General features: G+C 33.5%; 26 protein-coding genes. 13 read left to right on the top strand and 13 right to left on the bottom strand.

Going from position 1 to position 22,161, the window contains the following annotated elements; translation table 11 throughout:
- The first annotated feature begins 155 nt into the window (after window positions 1-155).
- From LBU54_RS03405 to LBU54_RS15365, 13 genes are all read left to right on the top strand, one after another.
- On the top strand, window positions 156-902 hold the full coding sequence (locus LBU54_RS03405) for a DUF6090 family protein (protein WP_224525868.1): 747 nt from the start codon (window positions 156-158) through the stop codon (window positions 900-902).
- Window positions 903-915: 13 nt separating this feature from the next.
- Complete coding sequence (locus tag LBU54_RS03400; RefSeq protein ID WP_224525866.1) at window positions 916-1,656, top strand: DUF6090 family protein; 741 nt, start codon at window positions 916-918, stop codon at window positions 1,654-1,656.
- A gap of 209 nt (window positions 1,657-1,865) precedes the next feature.
- The gene (locus LBU54_RS03395) at window positions 1,866-2,057 is read left to right on the top strand and encodes a hypothetical protein (protein ID WP_224525864.1); all 192 of its coding nucleotides are present in this window, start codon (window positions 1,866-1,868) and stop codon (window positions 2,055-2,057) included.
- 286 nt (window positions 2,058-2,343) lie between these two features.
- Window positions 2,344-3,087, top strand: coding sequence for a hypothetical protein (locus tag LBU54_RS03390; protein WP_224525861.1), 744 nt, complete (start codon window positions 2,344-2,346; stop codon window positions 3,085-3,087).
- An 18-nt stretch (window positions 3,088-3,105) separates the two neighbouring features.
- The gene (locus LBU54_RS03385; protein WP_224525859.1) at window positions 3,106-3,840 is read left to right on the top strand and encodes a DUF6090 family protein; all 735 of its coding nucleotides are present in this window, start codon (window positions 3,106-3,108) and stop codon (window positions 3,838-3,840) included.
- Window positions 3,841-3,967: 127 nt separating this feature from the next.
- Window positions 3,968-4,660 carry an aspartate/glutamate racemase family protein gene (locus LBU54_RS03380; RefSeq protein ID WP_224525856.1) on the top strand — a complete coding sequence of 231 codons (693 nt, stop codon included), beginning with the start codon at window positions 3,968-3,970 and terminating at the stop codon, window positions 4,658-4,660.
- 114 nt (window positions 4,661-4,774) lie between these two features.
- Window positions 4,775-5,311, top strand: a complete 537-nt coding sequence (locus LBU54_RS03375) for a pyridoxamine 5'-phosphate oxidase family protein (protein WP_224525853.1) — start codon at window positions 4,775-4,777, stop codon at window positions 5,309-5,311.
- A gap of 64 nt (window positions 5,312-5,375) precedes the next feature.
- Complete coding sequence (locus LBU54_RS03370) at window positions 5,376-5,864, top strand: nuclear transport factor 2 family protein (RefSeq protein WP_224525850.1); 489 nt, start codon at window positions 5,376-5,378, stop codon at window positions 5,862-5,864.
- A gap of 40 nt (window positions 5,865-5,904) precedes the next feature.
- Window positions 5,905-6,672: an MBL fold metallo-hydrolase gene (locus tag LBU54_RS03365; RefSeq protein ID WP_224525833.1), complete on the top strand. Its 768-nt coding sequence runs from the start codon at window positions 5,905-5,907 to the stop codon at window positions 6,670-6,672.
- A gap of 154 nt (window positions 6,673-6,826) precedes the next feature.
- Window positions 6,827-7,216 (top strand): VOC family protein, encoded by a 390-nt coding sequence (locus LBU54_RS03360; RefSeq protein ID WP_224525830.1) that lies wholly within the window; start codon window positions 6,827-6,829, stop codon window positions 7,214-7,216.
- A 196-nt stretch (window positions 7,217-7,412) separates the two neighbouring features.
- A complete protein-coding gene (locus LBU54_RS03355) occupies window positions 7,413-8,141 on the top strand; it encodes a hypothetical protein (RefSeq protein WP_224525827.1) in 729 nt (242 codons plus the stop codon).
- 155 nt (window positions 8,142-8,296) lie between these two features.
- Entirely contained in the window at window positions 8,297-9,220 is a 924-nt protein-coding gene (locus LBU54_RS03350) for a mechanosensitive ion channel family protein (RefSeq protein WP_224525822.1), read from the top strand.
- A 20-nt stretch (window positions 9,221-9,240) separates the two neighbouring features.
- Entirely contained in the window at window positions 9,241-9,366 is a 126-nt protein-coding gene (locus LBU54_RS15365) for a hypothetical protein (RefSeq protein WP_262899708.1), read from the top strand.
- Window positions 9,367-9,492: 126 nt separating this feature from the next.
- Here LBU54_RS15365 and LBU54_RS03345 read toward each other — a convergent pair whose 3' ends face one another.
- The 13 genes from LBU54_RS03345 to hemW form a co-directional block, all read right to left on the bottom strand.
- Window positions 9,493-12,087: a DUF6923 family protein gene (locus LBU54_RS03345; RefSeq protein ID WP_224525818.1), complete on the bottom strand. Its 2,595-nt coding sequence runs from the start codon at window positions 12,085-12,087 to the stop codon at window positions 9,493-9,495.
- Between the two features lie 308 nt (window positions 12,088-12,395).
- On the bottom strand, window positions 12,396-13,106 hold the full coding sequence (locus LBU54_RS03340; RefSeq protein WP_224525815.1) for a LytR/AlgR family response regulator transcription factor: 711 nt from the start codon (window positions 13,104-13,106) through the stop codon (window positions 12,396-12,398).
- A gap of 9 nt (window positions 13,107-13,115) precedes the next feature.
- The gene (locus tag LBU54_RS03335) at window positions 13,116-13,433 is read right to left on the bottom strand and encodes an Hpt domain-containing protein (protein WP_224525813.1); all 318 of its coding nucleotides are present in this window, start codon (window positions 13,431-13,433) and stop codon (window positions 13,116-13,118) included.
- A gap of 2 nt (window positions 13,434-13,435) precedes the next feature.
- Window positions 13,436-14,584, bottom strand: a complete 1,149-nt coding sequence (locus LBU54_RS03330; RefSeq protein ID WP_224525803.1) for a sensor histidine kinase — start codon at window positions 14,582-14,584, stop codon at window positions 13,436-13,438.
- Complete coding sequence (locus LBU54_RS03325) at window positions 14,584-15,681, bottom strand: FIST signal transduction protein (RefSeq protein WP_224525801.1); 1,098 nt, start codon at window positions 15,679-15,681, stop codon at window positions 14,584-14,586. Before LBU54_RS03325 ends, LBU54_RS03330 begins: the two co-directional genes overlap by 1 nt.
- A gap of 1 nt (window position 15,682) precedes the next feature.
- Window positions 15,683-17,659, bottom strand: coding sequence for a PAS domain-containing sensor histidine kinase (locus LBU54_RS03320; protein WP_224525799.1), 1,977 nt, complete (start codon window positions 17,657-17,659; stop codon window positions 15,683-15,685).
- Window positions 17,656-18,198, bottom strand: coding sequence for a heme NO-binding domain-containing protein (locus LBU54_RS03315; protein WP_224525797.1), 543 nt, complete (start codon window positions 18,196-18,198; stop codon window positions 17,656-17,658). Before LBU54_RS03315 ends, LBU54_RS03320 begins: the two co-directional genes overlap by 4 nt.
- Window positions 18,198-18,608 (bottom strand): response regulator, encoded by a 411-nt coding sequence (locus LBU54_RS03310; RefSeq protein ID WP_224525794.1) that lies wholly within the window; start codon window positions 18,606-18,608, stop codon window positions 18,198-18,200. Before LBU54_RS03310 ends, LBU54_RS03315 begins: the two co-directional genes overlap by 1 nt.
- Before the next feature lie 135 nt (window positions 18,609-18,743).
- Window positions 18,744-19,133, bottom strand: a complete 390-nt coding sequence (locus LBU54_RS03305; RefSeq protein ID WP_224525792.1) for a hypothetical protein — start codon at window positions 19,131-19,133, stop codon at window positions 18,744-18,746.
- A 135-nt stretch (window positions 19,134-19,268) separates the two neighbouring features.
- Window positions 19,269-19,631, bottom strand: coding sequence for an MmcQ/YjbR family DNA-binding protein (locus LBU54_RS03300; protein ID WP_224525791.1), 363 nt, complete (start codon window positions 19,629-19,631; stop codon window positions 19,269-19,271).
- Window positions 19,628-20,236 (bottom strand): DUF4230 domain-containing protein, encoded by a 609-nt coding sequence (locus tag LBU54_RS03295; protein WP_224525788.1) that lies wholly within the window; start codon window positions 20,234-20,236, stop codon window positions 19,628-19,630. Before LBU54_RS03295 ends, LBU54_RS03300 begins: the two co-directional genes overlap by 4 nt.
- A 41-nt stretch (window positions 20,237-20,277) precedes the next feature.
- Window positions 20,278-21,030: a cyclase family protein gene (locus tag LBU54_RS03290; RefSeq protein WP_224525786.1), complete on the bottom strand. Its 753-nt coding sequence runs from the start codon at window positions 21,028-21,030 to the stop codon at window positions 20,278-20,280.
- Entirely contained in the window at window positions 21,027-22,160 is a 1,134-nt protein-coding gene (hemW, locus tag LBU54_RS03285) for a radical SAM family heme chaperone HemW (protein ID WP_224525783.1), read from the bottom strand. Before hemW ends, LBU54_RS03290 begins: the two co-directional genes overlap by 4 nt.
- Between the last annotated feature and the right edge of the window lies 1 nt (window position 22,161).

The following is a 22,161-nucleotide window of genomic DNA, read 5'->3' as shown; positions in this document are numbered from 1 at the left end:
TTAGAGAGTATAAGGAAGACCCATTCTCCAATTATTGCTAAGGAATTTATTATCTTTTCATTCTCAAAGCAGAACTGCGTTTAGCGCTCTGTTGTGCTTCATTATCCAGAACTCGTATTAATTAATTATCCTACCTTTCTAGAAACTATTAACCAATGATAAAATTCTTTAGAAAAATACGCTATGACCTTATGGAGAAAAACAAAACAGGCAAATACCTAAAATATGCGATTGGCGAAATTATCCTCGTTGTTATTGGTATTTTAATAGCCATTCAATTAAATGAATGGAGAAACGATAGCATAAACACCAAACAAAAACAGAAAGTATTATTGGCCTTAAAATTAGATTTTGAAGAGAATCTTAAACAATTAGACGGAAAAATAGAAAACCAAGAAAAAAGCTTTTGGAAATTTCGGAAAACAAGAGATTTGATCGATTCTATAAATGATATCACAGACAATACAGTGTTAAAAGAAAACTTGGGACATGGTGGGTATGCAGATAGTTTTAATCCATTTAACGGGGCCTTGCGTTCTGCTATATCCTCAGGAGATATTCATTTAATTAAAGGAGAGCCTTTAACTAAATTATTATTCACTTGGGAGGACTTGGTTATTGATTCTTATGAAGAGATTGAACTTCTTGTAAGTTACGGTTCAGACCCATATTATCGATTGATACATAGCTATACCCAAGCAAGGGATATTGCTAAAAAAATACCCAATGATAAAGGTAGCAAGCACTCATCTAATTTCGTTGGTTTATTTAGGGATCCACTATTTGAAAATTATACCCAACAAATGTTTTATTACTCAAACAATTATATAAGAGAACTAAAAAAAATTAGACTAAATAATTTAGAAATACTAAAGTTAATCGAACAAGAATTAAAAAAATAACGAAAGCGTAACAATGATAAAATTCTTTCGTAAAATTAGACAAAAACTGTTGACTGAAAACAAGTTCAGTAAATATTTCCTTTATGCAATAGGAGAGATAATTCTTGTGGTTATTGGAATATTAATAGCATTACAGATTAATAATTGGAATAATGATAATATCGAGCGTGAACTTGAATTGAATATGTTAAGTGAAATTCTAACTAATCTTGAGAAGGACGTTTTTAACTTTAATTCAAAGATTACATATAACGAGAACGCAATAAAACATAATTCGGCAGTATTGGAACATTTAATTCTAAAAACCCCTTTGACAGATTCATTAAGATTTTCTTATGCGAGATTGACAGGGCGAGGAACATTTGAACCGATAACTGTCGCCTATGAAAATTTGAAATCTAAGGGAATAAATATCATCCGAAATGACTCGCTTAGAATTTCTATTTCTGAATTATATGATTTCAAGTATTTCTACGTCACTGAAGATTTACGAATGGACTACGAGCCTATAAAAGATTTTCATATGAGTGAAATATTTAAAAATACGAAAACGACTCTTAAAACAAACGATAACAGAGGGTTAGCTGAACCAGTCAAACTTTCCGATGCCCAAAATAATATATATTTCCAAGAAGCACTAAAACGAGCAATTTCGTTTTATCAATGGATGAATCGAAATTATAGAAATGGAATAAGAGAGAATGAAATAGTTCAGAAGAAAATTAGAGCAGAATTGACAAAAAATGGAAAATAACGAAAGCACAACAATGTATAACCGCAATTTACTCACTAATGTTTATTTTTAAGGTGTTCATCAGTCGCTATGCTCTGGTCGGCGGATTCGACTACGTCCGAATCCACTCGGAATTGCTAACGTCAGTGCTTAATCGAAAATTATTAACTTTGAATCTGTAACTGACGGTTATACAAGACCGTTAGCTTTCTCCAAAAAAATAATAATAAATGAACAAGTACATTCAATCAATTTTACTTTTCGGAATTGTGTTAGCCTTAGAAGCGGCTCCATTTCTTTATAAAGAAACATATGTAATTGAAGACCTGAAATGGGGATGGATAATTGGATTACCAATAATACTATTGATCCGTAATTTTTATGAAGAAGGCAAAGCAAAAAAGAAAAAAGGAACTCCTTAAAAAGGACCACCTTGTATAGGGCAATTCCAAAGCATTGTAAAGTTTTTGTAATCGAAAAAAAGGAGTGCAATAATTAAAACCTAACTAATTGGTTATTCATTCATTTTAGATTTGACTTTATTCGACTCAATGAATGAATAATTAAATTGGTAGAGCTAACAAATTAACTTTACATTTTAAATAAAAAGAAGGCGAAAAGCTAACATGTGTATGCGATAATATGCCCTAAACGGGCATACTACGCATACACGAAAAGATGTACTTCATTATCAGAAACCGCTAACCGATGTTAAAATTCTTCCGCAAGATTCGTCAAAATTTATTGGCAGAAAATAGATTCAGTAAATATCTTCTATATGCTATTGGAGAAATTATTCTTGTTGTTATTGGAATTCTGATTGCACTTCAGATAAATAATTGGAACCTAGAACGAATCCAGGTGAATGAAGAACAAACTATTATAAAGAACATTCATGCTGAATTTTTGCAAAACAAAACGATTTTAAAAAGAAGAATCGAAGAAGCTGAGGTATGTGAGGCAGGCCTTAAACAATTAATGAATATTATGGGCAAAGACGAAGAATATCTTAAAAAGCAAAATATTGATAGTTTACTTTATTATGCCTTTGATTCTCCTATATTCAGACCCTCGGAAAACACCATTTCTGGTCTCATACAATCGGGACGTTTGGATTTGCTTCAAAATAAGGAATTAGTTAATTTAATTTATAATTGGGGACGAACGATGAAGGCTTTGACAGATAGAACAACAAGATTTACTGCAATATCTGATAACGAGATTTTTCCCTACTTATCAAAAAAATATTCCTGGAAAGATATCGATGCCTATAGTCCATTAAATTGGAAAGAAAAATCAAACCTGAAGGTGGATAAACTTCAAATTTTTAAAGATATTGAATTCGAAAACCTTACTGACGGATTTTTATACTGGATGACACTTAACAAAGATGTATTTATAGAATTAGACCTATTGATTGATAAAATTCTTTTGGAAACTCAATATGATTAAATTATGTATAACTAACCAATGATAAAATTCTTTAGAAAAATTAGACAAAAACTACTCTCTGAAAATAAATTTAGTAAGTATTTGTTGTACGCAGTTGGCGAAATAATTCTCGTGGTTATTGGAATTTTAATAGCTCTATCTATTAACAATTGGAACGAAAACCTGAAAAACAAAAAGGAAGAAATTTCTGTACTTAAGGAACTTTTAAGTGATTCTAAAACAAACCTTTTAAGTTTGGAAGAAGACATCTTTTTAAATCAAAGAGCTATTAATTCTAATATGTTGATTAGTGATATTCTAATAAACAAAAGACCTTATAATGATTCGTTGGACATACATTTTGGAAACATTCAATATAACACACAGTTTACCCTTAATACAGGTGGTTATGAAAATCTAAAATCCCGCGGATTTGAAATAATATCAAACGATTCATTAAGGAAGTCCATTATTAATATCTATGATAGGTGGGTTGATTTTATTGATGATTTAGGAGATATGAATAACAAAGTAAGTTTAGAGCAATTTAATCCTAGTTATAAATTTTATTTTAAAAATTTTAAACGTGATTTAGAAGGGTTATATGTATCATTTAAACCTCAAGATTATGAAAAACTGATTCAAAATAATGAATTTTTAAAATTGATTAGAGAACAGAAGTATAATAACGAGTATACCATTCAGGCTTTAGACATGGGTATAAAACAAATTAAAGAACTAATAGCTCAATTGGAAACTGAATTAGAAAAATAACAAAAGCACAACAATGTGTATAATTCATTGCTTCTGATTTTGCTGGCGGCAATTCCTCGCAAATTTACTATCTTCGGTTTACCTCGTAGAATCATTCTTGTTTTCAAAAAACAAACTAAAGCAAAGCGTGAAAAAAATTGGATTAATTGGAGGAATGAGTTGGGAATCTACCGCCATTTATTATGAACTTCTCAATAAAATCATTAAAACAAAACGAGGCGGTTTTCATTCTGCGCATTGTATTTTGGAATCTTTAGACTTTGCTGAAATTGAGTACTATCAGAAACATAACGACTGGGAAAAGCTCAATACCGAGATGGCTGTAGCAGCAGAAAATCTTGAAAATGCTGGCGCAGAACTAATTATACTTTGCACAAATACGATGCACTTGTGTGCAGACCATATTAAAAACAACATTACGATTCCTTTTCTTCATATTGCTGAAGCAACCGGAAGTGCCATAAAAAAGCAGGAAATCGATAAAGTACTTCTACTTGGAACAAAATTTACAATGGAACGTGATTTTTACAAACACATCCTCAAAGAACAATTTAACATAGAAGTCCTAATCCCTAGTGCATCCGATAGAGATATTATTCATAACATCATTTATGGAGAATTAGTCCATGGCATAATTACGGAAAAGTCCAGAGCAGCGTATCAAAACATCATTGAGAAATCTATTACTAAAGGGGCGAAAGGCGTTGTTTTAGGTTGTACAGAAATACCACTTCTTATAAAGCAAAACGATTGCTCAATTCCAATATTTGATACTACAACGATCCATGCTCAAGAGGCTGTTGAGTTTGCTATGCTTTAAATTATTTATTGTTCTTTAACAATAGTAGGCATTTCGATAATGGAAATCTGACCTTAAATCATTAACTTTAAATATCGAGGCAAATTTAGTTCATCATAAGCTTACTAAACAATCATGAATCAAATCACAAAACTCATTTTACATTTAACCTTTTTCGCTCTAATTATTCCACTAAATCTCATTGGACAAGAGGTTCATATAAAGGATTCAACTAAAAATAAATTAACCCTAGCTGCTCGTGAAATCATTAAGGCCTCGGGCACCTGTGCATTAATATCTTTAGATGAAAAATCCATTCCAAGGGTGAGGATAATGGACCCATTCCCACCTGAGAATGATTTTACGATTTGGTTTGGAACTAAATCTGAAAGCAGAAAAGTTCATCAAATTAAAAACAACCCAAATGTAACACTTTATTACCAAGATAGTGACGCCTCAGGCTATGTTGTAATACATGGTAAAGCTCAAATCGTAGAAGATGAAAAAATTAAACAGACAAAGTGGAAAAAAGAATGGGAAGCATTCTATCCTAATAAAGACAGTTATGTTTTAATTAAGGTATCACCCGATTGGATGGAGATTTTAAGTCATTCACGCGGCATAGTAGGAGATCCCGTGACCTGGCAAACGCCAATTGTAAGATTTGATTAAAGTCGTCCATTTAAAAATTATAATACCTTAGATTAAAATGAAACACTATTCTAACCTAATTCTAATGTTATTAGTTTTAGGAATTTTACTTAATTCTTGTGATAAAAAGCGCAATACAAAACCTGACACAGTTGAAACTAAAACCAACCTTTTTGATTTAAATACAACAAAAACACTAATAAAGGAGAAAACAAAGCAATTTACAGAAGCTCACATTATAAAGGATACAACTTACCTAAATAGCATATTTACAAAAGACGCTAGGGTATTTCCCCCAAATTCTGAGGCAGTTTCTGGAATAAAAGCTATTTCCCAATTGAATACGGATTGGGTTAACTATGGTATATATGAATTTGAAGAAGTCTCAACAGCAATATATGGAAATGAAGACTATATAATTGACGAAGGAATGTATTATTTAAAATATGGAGAAGAAAATACCATTGACAACGGAAAGTATATTAACATCTGGAAAAATGTTAATGGCCAATGGAAGATCTATAGCAATATATGGAACACCAATTTACCTTTAGAGCTGTCAGATTCAGAATAGGTAAAACATAAAAAAACATCTCATAAAATAGCAACAGTCAATGAAAATACACCATTTGCGAAATGCAACAATGGTTATCGAAACCAATGATTCAATAATTTTAGTAGACCCAATGCTTGGCAAAAAAGGTGAGGCAGCCCCTCCATTTGCTTTTATTAGATTTTGGCCAAGAAGAAATCCGATTATTGATTTACCCTCAAATGCAAATGAGATTCTTAATAGGGTAACACATTGTTTGATAACCCATCTTCATGCAGACCACATTGATAAAAAAGGGGAAGATTTTCTGCGCCAAAGTCAAATTCCTATTACATGCAGTATCAATGATGAAAAAGCGTTAAAAGCCAAAGGCCTTAATGTTGTACATACTGTAAACTACTGGAAGACTACTGAATTTCTTGGTGGGAAAATTCAAGGCATTCCGGCAAAACACGGTTATGGTTATGTTTCCAAACCCATGGGAAATGTCATGGGTTTTTTTGTGGAGCTACCTAACGAAAAAACAATATATTTAAGTTCTGACACGATTTATACAGAAGATGTGCATAAAGCATTAATAGAATTAAAACCAGATATTTCTGTCGTTGCCTGTGGTACCGCTCAACTAGACCTCTATCAACCTTTATTAATGCGTATGGATGACATTCTAAAGTTTATGAAAACTGCTCCGGGAAAAGTAATTGCAAATCATTTGGAAGCTGTAAATCATTGCCCAACCAAACGAAGTAAATTAAAGAATAAGGTTGCGAAAACAGGTTTGGCAAATAAAGTTTTTATACCAAATGACGGTGATTTTATAGCATTTTAGATAGTAACAGCGATAACAATTTCAAAACTAGTTATATAGTAAAAACAGTTAATAAGACTTAAACCGATTGCAAGTAAAAAAATCAGAATGAGAATTTTTCGAATATTAAGAAATAAACTTTTAGAAAAAGGAAAAGTGTCACAGTATATATAATATGACCAAGTTTTCATTTAATCATATCGCACTTTCAGTAAAAGATGTTACTAGGTCAGTACATTTCTATCAAAAGCTCTTTAACTTCAAAGAAATTAAAAACACAGCCTCTCAATCTAAAACAAGATGGTTATCCATTGGAGAGGGCAAACAATTGCATCTTATTTCTCGTCCAAACGAAGCACTAAAAACCAACAAAGCGCTTCATTTTGCCTATACAACAGATCAATTTGATGTATTTGTCTCTATGTTAGAATCCTTAAATATTGTATACTCTGACTGGCGAAATACACCTAACAAAGATTACGTGCGGGATGATGGTATAAGACAAGTGTATTTTCAAGATCCAGATGGGTATTGGATTGAAGTTAATGATGCCATTAATACATAGGCATTTTCAAGTATTAACTTTCCTATTTCTCCTCAATTTTTATGATAATCCAATCACAAAAATCTTCATAACACTGACTAAAATCATTTAAAAAAATAAGCCTTCTATTTACCTTCGCTTCAAAATTGAAATAAAAACAGCAACTGAACACGCTTTTAATTAGTAGTGGAAGGTTGTACAAAAAATTATAAAGACCATGAGAGGCGCAAACCAAATCCTAACAGTTTTAATGCTTTTTGCATTACCAATAATCTTTATTTCATGTAAAAATAATAAGGAGAAAGACCTTGAAAAAGAAGCAACCACAGAAGAAGTGGTTAAAAAGACAGTAGAGCCGGTTGTACTTTTTGAAAATGCTTATGCAAAAGTTTCAAAGATCAGCCTTCAACCAGGTGAATCCCAACCAGCACATGATGGTGAATCACGATTAATCTATGCCCTTACAGATTATACCATAAACTGGCACGAAGTGGGTAACACTTCTAGTTTAAAAACTTGGAAAAAAGGAGAAGTTCACTTCCACGAACCTGGTATGCACACTGCAGAAAACAATGGTAATACAGTTGCTGAGTGGTTGGTTTTTTCAAAAAAGAATACAGAATTACCAGATTGTGGAGAAAATACTGTTGAAAATGACGTAACCTCAGTGTCCTCCGATTTAACAGAAACCTTATTTGAGAACGACCGTTTTAAACTAACTCAAGTTACTTTACCTTCTGGAAAAAAAATCAGGACGCATTCTGGCATAAATCGAATAATTTATTCACTCTCTGACTATGAATTAAAATATGAGTCCAATGTTGAGGGAACAATGGATAAATCATTTAAGTCTGGCGATATTCACTGGTATGAAGCTTGTAAGCATGCTTTAGAAAACAAGGGAACTACTGAAGCTAAATTTTTAGTGGTTAGCTATAAAGGATAGGATGGCATAAGTTTAATAGCTAAAAACAAGTTTTATACTTTATTGCGGTGGAAGTTTTTCTAACCTATTCCACCGCATTTTTATCTTAGGGTAGATGTAGTTTCTTAGATTCTTAAGTACCAAAATGCAATCAAAGAAAATTAATTAGTTTAAAAATGATCCAGTTAGAGGAATTTGTAAAAGGTTTTGAGCAGCTAGAATCAAAAGGCCTACTCTTGCAGTTCGTCCAGTTCTTGCTTTGGGTGTTTTTCATTGTGCTTGTTACTTGGCTAATACGCAAAGGAATAAACAGAACAATTGAAGACAACACAATGCGCTATCGTGCTAAGAAAGCAACGCGTTTTATCAGCTACATACTTATTATCTTATTAGCAATAATCACTTTTACTGGCAAAGTACAATACTTTACCATAGCTATTGGTTTAATAAGTGCTGGACTGGCATTTGCCTTACAAGAAGTGATTTTAAGTGTTGCTGGTTGGATTGCTATTTTTAGTACTAATATTTATAAACCTGGTGACCGTATTGAAATAAATAATGTGAAGGGTGATGTTATTGATATTGGTATAACTAAAACTACTCTAATGGAACTCGGCGAGTGGGTTAATAGTGATAACTATACTGGTCGTATTGTGCAAGTAAGTAACGCTTATGTATTTAAAGGAACGGTACACAACTATTCCACAGACTTCCCTTTTGTTTGGGACGAAATCAACTTACCTATTCGCTATGGTTCTGATATCCAACTTGCAAATAGTATTATCATGGATCTTGCAAAATCCTTGTTGATGGACTACGCCAGTTTCGCCAAAAATCATTGGAAAAAAATGGTAAAAAAATACCTTATTGAAAATGCAAATGTAGAACCAACTCTAAGCCTTAAGTTGACCGATAATTGGGCTGAATTTAACTTACGCTATGTGGTGGACTACAAAAAAAGACGCATTACAAAAGACACATTATATAAAAACATCCTTAATGCAATTGATAAAACTGATGGCAAAGTAACACTTGCTTCCGCTACATTCGATATCGTTGGTGCACCAACACTTAAAGTAGATTTAGGCGAATCCAAATAGAAGTAACCCTATAACCCCTAATGAAGGAAATTTTAGATCAACTTGTACGAGTGGCAATCACCATTGAGGAAGTCAGCAAACTATCGGGAAGTCCATCAGAATTGCCTGGTAACCTAGCAAAAAACTTTCAATCAAAACAAGTCTAGATTTTTCGGCATGGCCAATTGCACTATGACAAAGGCTTAAACTTCTATGAGTTTTCATTGAAGGTTTAAAAACAAAAGGCAAAGACCTTAGCCTTTGCCTAATGAAATTCGCTATCAATCTAAGGGTTAATTAACTATCAGTTTTAAAGGATAAATCTCGTACTGCTTACTAATGAGTTTACAGATATATAAACCTGTACTTAAATTTTTTCTGTTTAAGGTTATCCTATTGATGCCAGGGACAGCATCTATCCGTTTTACAAGTACCTCCTCGCCCAATTGATTGTAAATAATCAATTGCATGTTTTCATTTTGTTGTGCACGGAACTCTAAGCTTGTACTCGATGTCATTGGGTTGGGATATGCCTTAATTGTTTTAGTATCATTGTCAATAGTCGCTACAGATAAGGCTTGGTCTTGCGATAATCTTAAATTGTTCAAGTTTAAGTACTTTGAAGTGGTCTCTCCTGTTTCAGAAACCATGGTAAATACGATAGTTACAACATCATCTAAAACTGGATTTGTTTCAGTTTCTGAGTAAAAATCAGACAACGGCAATATATAATCTTGCATTTGACCAGTTAGCGGTATGGTTGTCTTATACTGGTCTTCCCAATTGGTAATACTTTGCTTTACAAAAGTTATTTCTAAGCTTCCTGTTCCTTTTGCACTTAATTTTAAACTGTTGTAATCCGAAAGGTCTACCGCTTTAAATCTTGGTGTAAGCGCTCTATAAACTGCGACATAACTATTTGTTGTTGCTCTTAAGTCTACATTCCGCTCTATCGGGAAATCATCTTCCGCAAAGTCAAATGTATTTTGAGTAACAGAGTACAGACCTACATCGGTCCCATCCTGTGAGTCGTCTATTCCCCAAGGTCCATCTGACATAAATAAATCATCTGGTGTAGCAACACCATCACCAATTCTAAAACCAATATCAAACAAACCTCCAGTTTCTAAAGTGTGATTGGTGATGTATTGCTGACCTAAGGTTAGGGTACTATTTAAATTTTCAAAATCATTGGTTTCCGTTGTTCTAAAACCGGCATCTATACCTACAGTTTCTGTTGCGTTTGTATTCACAATTTGCAATTCTAAACTGCCATTGCTGTAGTTGCCTTTTCTAACAAATACGGTCGGAGGTGCAGAATTATTGTAGGTTGAAATAGGCTTTTCAACATTAAGCAGGTTAAGTACTTCTTCACCTAGCAGATATAAATTGTCTACCGTGTTTGTCCAAATCTGAAAATTATAATAGGTAACATTGTCCTCATATTGATCAAGATTCCAATGACTATCTATTGCAAAATTATCATCATTATTTACAACCTTTGCTGAAAGACTAAGCACAAATTCATTGGTGCCATCTACATTTTTAATAATAGATTTTATAAAAGGCTGCTCGTTTATTGAAATGGTTGAAACGGAAATTAACTCAGCACCCAATAAGCGGTCACAAATATACTTGGTATGCTCATAGACACCATCTTCGGTCTTTAAGGCAAGTATAGAAGCAAATGGCACTTCATTATTCATATAGTCCACCGCAAAAATTTCCGTTGCATTGGTTATAGCTAACAGATCTTGAGGTGTTGAATTTATTGTTTCTGTTTCACCAATAACATTTAAAGGTATAAAATCTTCTAGTGTAAATTCAGCATTGCGTTTTGCATAGCTTAAGCCCTTAGTTAATCGTGGCGCTGTTGCCCTATCAAAATTATAGTTGGTTTTAGCTCTTTTGAAATTTCTTTTATTGATTTTCTCCGAAAGTCTATTGTTACTCTCCAAACCGCCATCATTTCCGCCTGATGTTGGTGGCGCAATAACTTCACACGTTCCATAACCAGAACATGAAGGATCCTCGCAATCTATTAAACCATCGCCATCATCATCAATACCGTTGTCACAAATTTCTTGAGGTACTGGGGCCGTAGGACAACGCGCACCATCATTACTAGCGCTTGAAGGTCCGAATGCAAATAAGTTAGAATCTATATCTAAAGCACTATTAATGTTTTGTACATTTTGAATGACGTAGATAGTACCTGTTTGATTTGCCGAAACATAAAAACGACCGTCTGCGTCAAAATAAACCGCACCATAGGTGTAATTGTTACCATCTAATATTGGCACTACCCCAAGCGTTGACACTTGACCGTTCAAAGGATTAATCCTGTATAAAAGATTAGTCCCTTTTTCGACTGTATATAACTGGCCATCTACTGCGTTAAAGGCCCAATCATGAATACTTAAACTTTGAGATAGCGTTGCCGTTTCTTGGTGTTGTGTATAATTTGGCGATTCTGGATTAAGATCAATTTTATAGTAAGTTGTTCCTCCTCCTTTTAAAAAGTAAATTCCCTCTGCACTAACGTCACCAATATAGCGATTACTCGTTGGCAATTCATTTATTGTATAAACTGTGGTTGTGAAATTTTTACCGATTCTTACTATAGATCTAGCCGGTGAACTTAAAGAGCCCCAAATAAAGCCATCGGCTGGATTATAAGCGGCCGCATTAATACTCCCAGGTGTAACGTCCGTCGCCACTTGATATGAATTACCGGACGCCAAGTCAATAGCATAAACATCATTGTATTGAAATAAATAAGCATTATAATCACAATTGAACGGAATATCTTGAGCGTTTATTTTTCTGTTTGTTAGTGCTGTAAAAACAAATAGAGCTGCTATTTTAAATAGGAATACTTTTTTCATGACTTATGTTATTAGCCACAAAATTAAACTCGTGTTATTCCATATTCTTTAATTTTCGATTGAACAAGATTTTACAAAGTTGGATGGTATTAAAGTTTCGATGAGTGGATTTTAAAATAAGGTGTTAAAATAGATTTACATAAAAAAAAGACAACAGTATACTCTATTGCCTCTTAATCGCTATATAATCAATAATTCTTAGGGAATTCTATCCAAAAGTAACTTTAACTAATTACGTTCATTGCGTTTTTCGACAGGCTGTGACAATTTAAAGGCGGATGACTTAAAACTATCGATGAATTGGAATACTACAATAGATTTAAGCGTTTCATTAACTCTGGTCGATTAGAACGACTAACGGGAATAACGTCTTTTTTAATCAATACGCTATTATCTTCGATATCTATAATTTTATCTACGTTGATAATGTAAGAACGATGTACTTTCAAAAAAAGATGGTCTGGTAATTTTTCCTCAATTTTCTTTAAAGTTGAATGGACTGTGTAATTCTTATCTTCTGTTTTAACCTGAATATAGTCGCCCTTGGCTTCCACAAGGTAAATACTTGGTATATCTATTTTAATTAAACGACGATCTATATTTACATACAGATCATTACCCGAACTGGTTTCTATCTTATTAGAATCTCCTTTTGGTTTTGTTGTGCCCTTTACAGCTTCAGCTTTTTGTATGGCTTTACTAAATCGTTCTAAGCCAATTGGTTTTACCAAATAATCTACAATACAATCGTACTCAAAAGCCTGAATAGCGAAATTTGGATCTGATGTTGTTAAAATTATTTTGGGTGGATTCTTTAAGGTCTCTATGAAATCGAATCCTGTAAAATCTGGCATGTGGATATCTAAAAAAATCAGATCTACTTCATTTTGATTGAGATATTTTATGGCCTGAATTGCATTAGGAAATTCTTCTAAAACATTTAATTCTGGAATGTTGGTACAAAGCTGTGCAATGATAGCTCTTGCAGTAGCCTCATCGTCAATAATAATACAATTCATAAATTCAGATTATAGCGTCTTTAAAAAATCAGTCATGATTTGCAAGATGGCTTCAAAATTTTCACGCCCATCGGTTTTATTCTCAATTAAATTATCCTCATAATTAACTGCAACCTCATAACTTTTCTCAAGTCCTAAAATACTAATTTTATGTTTAAGTTTATGAACATTAGCCGCGGTGCGTTTATAATTCCTGGCTGTAATATTATCAAAGTATTCTTGTTTTTCTAAAGGAAATTCTTTTTTAATGATTCCTATAAGCTTTTCCTCAAATGTCTTATCGCCACCAGACATGCTGTGTATGTAAGATAAGTTTGGTTCTTCCATTCTTATTTTTTTAGGGTAAAGTAAAAGGTCGTGCCTATGTTTATTTGAGACTCTAACCAAATTTTACCACCATAAACATCTACAATTTTCTTTGCAATAGATAATCCAATCCCAGTAGAATTGACATTATTTTCTAATTTTTTGAAAGCTTCAAAAATTTTCTCATAATATACCTTATCAATTCCCTTGCCATTATCTTTAACATAAAACTCCCAATACTGATCTTTGTTAGCCACACCAATTTCAATCTTACCTGCCGGTTTGTCATTATAAGTAATTGCATTACTGATTAAATTCTGAAACAATTGCTGGAGCCTAAACTTATCGCCTTTAACGACCGGAAGATCCTTGACATCTACCGTAATGTGATCTGGAATTTCAATAATCTTCAGAATATCTCTAAGCAAAAGATTTAACTCAACAGGATACGCTTCAATTTTATTTTTCCCAATTGTTGAATAGTCTAATATCCCATTGATTAAGGTATCCATTTTTTCAACACTATTTCTAATGGTATTAATTTGTTGTTTGCCAGCAACGCCAATTTTTTCAGCATAATCTTCTTTTAACCAAGTTGTAAGTGTATCTATGCTACGTAGAGGCGATTTTAAATCATGCGACACCATATGTGCATAATCACTCAACTCTTGATTTTGCACCTCTAAACTATGCAGTAGCATTTGCTGTTGTCTAAATGCTTTGCAAGCTTTTAGGTTTATAGAAAATTTATCAATCACCGGCTCTAATTGTGATAAATCCTTATGTGATAGATTGTCCTTTTTTGAATATAAGAACAAATAGCCTTGTTCCTTTAAATTGAATACGGCTACACAGCCACCGTGAATTTTGAAAGGAGAGATAGTTGACACCATAGCATTAGCCTCTATGATTTTACTTATTTCAATATCGCGGAGCAGAGTACTAAGGTCATCACTTAATTTGGTGTTTATTTCGACACCAAAAGGTATAGCATACGTAGATCTTAAATAAGAATCATGGGGTTCTAAAATCCATGCAGCATTAAGATTTTTGCGCTTAAGGACTAATTTTAAAAAAAGATCGCAACTCTCTTTATAGTCCAAAGATTTACCAATAGCCATTGCATATTCGTATAGCTGCAAAATATTAAGTACGTGGTTTTCTATCTTCATTACTCAAATAAGCCTACGACTACGGTTTTATTATAAAACTCTAAAAAGCCTTCACCATAAGATGAAATTTCACCTAAGGTTAAAGCTCCTCCGATAGAAACCTCTGGAAACTTAGATATAATGGTTTCTGTTATAGTCGTCAATTCTTTATCAAAATTTTCTTCGAGAAAGAGAATTCTTGATATGCAGTCAATTAAAATGGCCTTTCGTGGTTGAGTAGCTTGTTTCAAACTATCTTCAGTAGCTTTCCTAGAGGCTTCAATTAACGTTGCTTCGTTTCCATTAAGGATATCTACGACCATGTTATCTTCTAACTCTCCAACACAAACTAATTCACCATTTTCATTTACCATTAACGGATCTCTTACAATACACTCTGCATCTTCTTTAAGGATTCCAAATGGATATCCTTTTGCAATATCAAAGAAATTATCAGCTGTAAATGTCTTACCAGAGTGTTTTTCAACTATTGATTTATAAACCTTAAATGGGTTTTGCCAATTAATCTCTTTAATGATATTTCCTTCAGCTTTTGTGACTATGAAAGGCCCTTCTACTTTATTCCATCCATGACGCACACCAATTCTAGAAGCTATGTCGAGTATACAAAAAACAGCAGCATCTTGAAATATGCCTTCGTTAGTAAATACACAAGGTTTTTGCTCTAAGGTTAAACTACCTGCACCTCCACCAAAATAGTTGGTCTGCATACCGTAATTTTCATATAGCTTACCTAAATAATGAGAAATATTGGCGGTTAAGCCATCAACATAGGTGAAAAGACTATAGTCTTTATTTTCATCAAAACTTACCTCTGGAATACTATAATTCTTTGTGCTAATATTCTCAATGACATAAAGTATATCGACATCGTTAAGCGTGTTTATTACAATACCCTTTTCTAATACAACGTTGCCATGAATTACCCTAGGGAAAATCCCTCCCATAAATTTTATGCCGTAGTCATTTAAATCCGATATCAGTGCATTGATATCAACTTCGGTATGTTCTCCAATAGATATTAGCGCCGCATTCTTATTGACATGCTCCGAAATCGCTTTTACAATTTCTGTATTGTTTGTAGATGTAATTAGCATATTATTTTGTTAAAGTAAAATAAAAGGTGGTACCCATTTTGGGTGTACTTTCCAACCATACATTGCCTCCGTGTAGGCCAATAATTTTTTTGACAATGGAGAGCCCTATACCAGAAGAATCTTTGCGCTTGTTTAAAGCATGGAAAATTTTAAATATATTATCATGGAATTGTGGTTCTATACCAATGCCGTTATCTTTTATTGAGAATTTATAGTGTGTCGCTTCATCTAAAACATCAATTTCTATAAGTCCCTTTTCTTTATCATTAAATTTTATAGCGTTACCGATCAAATTCTGAAAGACCTGTTGCAACTTTGTACTATCACCATTAACCACTGGTAATTTATTTAATATTGAAATATGTATGTGTTCTGGCACATATACCAATTCAATAACATCTTCTACCAATTGTTGTACATCTACCTCAGCATCGACCTTATTTTCCGTTGACACTCTAGAGTAATTAAGAACATCTGAAATGAGTTGTTCCATCTTCTCCAATGTAGATTGAATTAAGTCCAAATTTTTATGACTCGCCTCATCTAAATTGTCTTTATTATCTTCTTTAAGCCAGCTAACCAAGGCGTCTATACTTCTTAAAGGCGATTTTAAATCGTGTGATACAATGTGCGCATATTCCTGAAGTTCTTCATTACTTTTTTCGAGTTTTGCTAGAAGTTTTTCTTTTTGAATTTGAAGATTTTTGAGTTCTGTAATATCCAAATGAATTCCTATTGAACCCTTAACTATTCCATTAATATCGTAATTAGGGGCACCACTTATTAACCAATTACGTATTTCTCCCGATTTTGTTCGCACCTTTAACTCGTAGGAGTTGGATAAGCCCTGCGCTCGTTTTTCGTTTTCGGCAGTAATAATATCATTACTTTTATCGGCCTGAAGTAGTTCACCCCCTTTTTTACCAATAAGTTCGTCCTTGTTATAACCAGACATTTCTACAAAACTCTGATTTACCAACAATATTTCATCATCATTATTAACTTCTACCAAGCCCAAGTGCATATTGGCAATAATACTTCCGTACTTTTCGCGTTCTGCTTCTATTCCCCAACTATATTGACGTTGCATTGTAACATCCCTATAACTCCAAAGATGGCCCTGGTACTCTGACGATCGATAAATGGGAATATAATCGCGTTCCAAAATTTTACCATTTGTCATTTTAAGCTCATCACCAAGCACTAACTTTTTATTAAATAAAATTTCGTTAATTCTCGATACAAAGCCATCTGGGTCTTGAAATAAGTCTTTGCTCTGTTCTGCAGATTTTGAGCAATCTTGTCCAACAAGTAGTTCTGGGCTAACCGGTATTCCAAAAAACTCACAGAACTTATTATTGGTCAATACAATTTTGCGGTGTTCATCTTCTAATAAAACACCTGTATCAAGACTCTTAATTAGTGTGGACAACCTGTTTTCTGATTCAATAAGTTTTTCCTGCGCTTCTCTCTCCATCGTTATATCTCTCACAATCCCTTGGGCGGCGACAGGCTCACCATTTTCCTCTATGATGCTGGCATTAATATGTACAATTTTAGGAACGTTATGCTTGGTTGTAATATTAATTTTAAAATCTGTAATTAACCCATCCGTTATCAATTTTTTGAAGGCAGGTTTAACGATGTCTATATCAGACGGGCTTACTAGATTATTGAGATTTTCTTCTTCTTGAGTTGATTTAAAACCAAACATCTCCACTGCTGCATCATTCATTTTAAGGATATTGCCCGATAAATCCATAATGACATAGGCATCTACAATATTTTCAAATACCCCTTGAAGCTGAGAAGAGGTCTTATTGTAAAGAGACGTTAACTCGCTATACGATTGCTCGAGCATTTTGTTTACCTTGAATAATTCAGCAGATTTTTCTTCAAGGATTTTTTCCGCTGCTTTTCTTGACGCACGTTCGCGTTCAAGTGCTCTTTTAAGGATATTTACTTCCTTTTCACTCATACTTCCTTTTCTATGAAAAATCGAACTTCTGTGCCGTCTGGGTTCAATTTTTCGTAGTCGATATTTACAGGCACATCAAACAGTTTGAAGGTTTCTAACATTAAGCCTTTACCTAGCATATATAAAGCTCTTTCTGATCTATAAACCATCACCATTTTGGTGTCTGAGCGCTCCTCTAACTCGAAAGTAGGTAATTGTGCGTCTGGGTAAATTTTTTGTACTTCTACATGGATGTGGTTCTCAATTGACGCTAATAAACTCATAGGGTCCTTGTAATGACTTACAAGTTGAGGATACGATTTTACCAAAACTTGGAATAAGTGTTCGGCATAAACTAAAAGTAAATCGTCGACAGAAATTTCTGTGTTGTTGCTTAAATGTGATATCAATTGCAACATCTCTCCAAATTCATAGGTGCCAACAGCCGTATAAATGCCACCTGATTTTAGTTCTGATTGGTTAATAATTGTATCAACCATTTCCAAACCAAATTTATCTTCAACGAGATCTAAAAACTCTGTAAAAATTATACCTTTCATTATGCCGTTATCAATTCATTAATACTCCAATATGATAATAATTTTTCTATTTTAGAAACATAATCTTCATATTTTAAAGGTTTTAGAACATAGCCTGCGATACCAATCTTATAACACTCCAATAAATCGCGTTGGTTGTTTGAAGTAGTTAATACTATAGTGGGTATGTACTTTAAGCGCTCATCTGCTTTTAAGATTTTCAAAAACTCAATACCATTTATTTTTGGCATGTTTAAGTCTAGGAGGATGATATCAGGTAAATTATCCTTCTGCTCTAGCAATTTTAAAGCTTCCTCTCCATTACTTGCCTCTGAAATGGTATGATTAAGTTGGAGTGAACTTTTTGCTCTGTTGAGCTTCATTACCTCAATCATGTCATCTTCGATGAGCAAGATATTTAAGTTTTTCATTTTCAAGCCAGTTTATTTAAGCTGATAAGTTAGCTTTAAAAAGGTCTATCTAATGATAATATTCGGCCATAAGAGTTTAAGTGTCGCCGGATGGTAGATAAGTGTCGACGAATGGCACTTATATAAAAGACCTTATTATGCGGCTTTTTCTTCTGATTTACTAAGCAATTTTGCCACCTTTAGAACAGTTATTTGAGTTTCTAATTTACTTACCTCAAATTCTGACAAAACTTTTTTCTTAAATCTGGAATTTTCTGATTCTTCTAGATAGTTTTCTAGTTGCGACATAAAATCCAAATGTCTTAAACTTTTAATTAAGATTGTACTTGAGTGTAGATTATGACCATAATTATCTAACTCATTACTCGTGGTAAGCGTTTTTATTGACTCATTCTTAGGATTCAAAATACCCTTAATACTATCTCTAATTAAAAAAACGTCATCTTTGACCAGGCGATTTTTCTTAATTAGATAAACAGTCAGAAAAATAACCATTAGCCCAGCATAAATAGCGAGGAGAATCATAAACAAAGGATTAATTAATTTTCAAATTTGATGATAAAACTAAGTCTGGACTAATGGGAAAGTTTATGTTTTTCGTTGAATGAACGTTTGGAAGCGTTGGTTAGCTACCAACCTTATTTAAAAGACCCGATCGCTCTAATTTAGTTTCTCCCTTAACTTTTTTGGTAACTTTTTTACAATCATATCATAGGAATGATCAATAAGATCTCTTATCAATTGAATAGGCAATTCTCCTGTGTGTATAAAAACACTATTCCACTGATGTTTGTGCATATGATATCCAGGTTCTATGCTATTGTATTCTGCTCTTAATTCTAGGGCATACTCAGGATCGCACTTTAGATTTATAAAACCATTCCCTTCTTCCCATTTTGATAGTGAAGCCAGTGCAAACATTTTATTACAAACTTTAAAGACCAAGACATCATCATCAAAGGGAAAATGCTCTGTGACCTCCTTTTTGGCCATACAGTAGTTTCTGAAATCCTCTATATTCATTTAAGAAGGTTTTTGTCTTTGTCTTCAATTTTTAGGGCCGTATAGTCTAAGGTCCAACCAATGGTCTGTACTAAATTTTCAATAAGATTAATTGCTTCTAAGGCTTCTTGCTGGGCGACGTTATACAATCCACTTTCAGGAATTTTTTCTCTAATATGTTCCTTTGCTTTTTCGTGCAAATCCGTTAGATCTGAAGCATCAAATTTATTGAACATACCATCTTTTTTATCGTAGTAATTGATATTGCTTTCTATAGACAACACTTCTGGATGTGGGAAATGAGAAAGCACCACAGTTTTTGTCTTTGGGTTAGAGGTCATTTTTACCTTACTAAGATCAAATCCTACGTGCGCTTTAGCATTTATTACGACAAGCGCTTTCTTTCGACTTGAAATAAGTTTTAAAAATTTTTCCTTAACATCTTCATAATGGTAGATCTCAGCAAAATCGCCTTCTACCGTTATAAATTTACATACGCGTTTTACTTTATCTAATAAAATTAAGGATTGTGCATTGGTCTTTTTTCTGGTTTGCCATTGCCTGTAAACCGTAACAAGACCCAAAGTTACGAGTATGCTTATTATGATTAAAAAAAATGTTTCCATAGTCTTTATTTAAGACACTTTTTAACTCGATGGCGTCACAGTTAGGATTCAATTATCTTATACAAGAGGGGTTTACTTGGTGAAGCATCATTAACAAAAGGTGCTGTTTGCAAGTCTAAAAAATAGGTGCCGTCCTCTATCTTATTAGACACATAGATAAACTCGGTAATAGTAGCATCCGTTCTTACTTTACCACTAGTGTTCCAAAATGCATTATGCCCTTTAAGCTCACCGCCATCTTCTTCCCGATCAATGCTTGGTAAATCTACAAGCAAGTGTTTTACACCCTTTTTTACCAAAAGTTTTATAGCGTCTTCTTCAAAATAGGTCCAATTGGTATTGGAATATTGTTTTGTTTTTTTGTCATTAGTATTTGGGAGTGTCCTTATAACTACTGCATCGCGTTTTTTGTTCCCAATGGCAAACTGCAATTGTTTTGCCGATACCACATAATCTTCTCCTTTTTTTTCTGGAGCAACACTAATTACCTCAGCTATAAAGAAAGACTGTTTTAAATACTTATTTATGGGATAGTTTTGTTCGGTGATATGACCTACTGTTTCTGTATGGGTACCGTGAGAATGCGGATTAAACGTAATGGTATTAAAATTTACAGAAGCACCTTCTGAGACACTGATTTTATCCCCATCAAATACTTCAGGTTCAATTTTTGGCGGACCAATATACCATGCATTTACGTTTGAAGCGCTTCCTTTAATTGGTATTGAAATATCTAAGGGCTGTGTTAAATCTATTTTTAGTTTTCGGGTTCCGAATTGAATTTGTGCAATCACGCCAAGTTTAGTTTAAATAATTCTGAAGCAATCCCATCACTGAGAAATTGCCCCTTTCTAGTTACTCTTAAGTGTCTATTATCAATATACAATAAATGTTGATTTATAAAAACATTGGCTTGTTCAATTAGATAGTCTTTGTAAATTTTCCCAAATTCAGTCTCTACCTTTTCTAAAGAAACACCCCAAATGGTTCTTAAACCAGTCATAATATATTCATTGTACCTATCAGTAGTGGTCAATGTTTCAATCTCAATTGGCACTACATTTTGTTGCAACGCCTTTATATATTTGGTATTATTACTAACATTCCATCCTCGCTGCTGCCCATTAAATGAGTGTGCAGAAGGCCCAATGCCTAAATAGGATTTTCCTTGCCAATAAGACGAATTATTTTTGCTGAAGAAACCTTCTTTTCCAAAATTTGATAGTTCGTAATGTATAAATTTCTCTTCCTCAAGTCTATCCTTCAAAATATGGAACTGTTTATGGGCTTGGTCGTCATCTACATTGTCAATGATCCCTTTTTCAATAAATGCGGCAAGTGCCGTTTTTGGCTCTACTGTAAGTGCATAACTTGATATATGCGGAATGTTGTAGTCCAATGCCATTTCGATATTTGAAAGCCACTGTTCATTGGAAGCACCGGGAACGCCATAAATCAAATCAATTGAAATGTTATTAAAACACGCCTTAGCAAGCGATAGGCATGCTTTAGCTTCCTTTGCATCGTGAGCTCGATTCATCAATTTCAAATCGGTATCAAAAAAGGATTGGATGCCAATACTTAGACGATTGATTTGAGATTTTTCAAGCGTTTCAATACGATTAGGTGTTAAATCGTCCGGATTTGCTTCTAGTGTAATTTCGGGATTATCAATGACATCATAATTGTCGTAAACCGTTGCAATTAACTTGGATAACTCTTCATTGGTTAAAAGCGATGGCGTGCCACCACCAAAATATATGGTCTCAACCTTATTTTGCTTAAACTCCTCATTACGAAGTTCTAATTCCCTGGCCAATGCATGTAAAAGTTCATCTTTCTTTTTTAGTGAGGTTGAAAAATGAAAATCGCAATAATAACACGCTTGCTTGCAAAATGGTATATGGATATATATGCCTGCCATT

The organism is Winogradskyella alexanderae, assembly GCF_020166335.1.
GTDB classification, from domain to species: domain Bacteria; phylum Bacteroidota; class Bacteroidia; order Flavobacteriales; family Flavobacteriaceae; genus Winogradskyella; species Winogradskyella alexanderae.
Note: the sequence above shows the minus strand (reverse complement) of the source record. Positions and strands in the feature narration are given on the sequence as shown.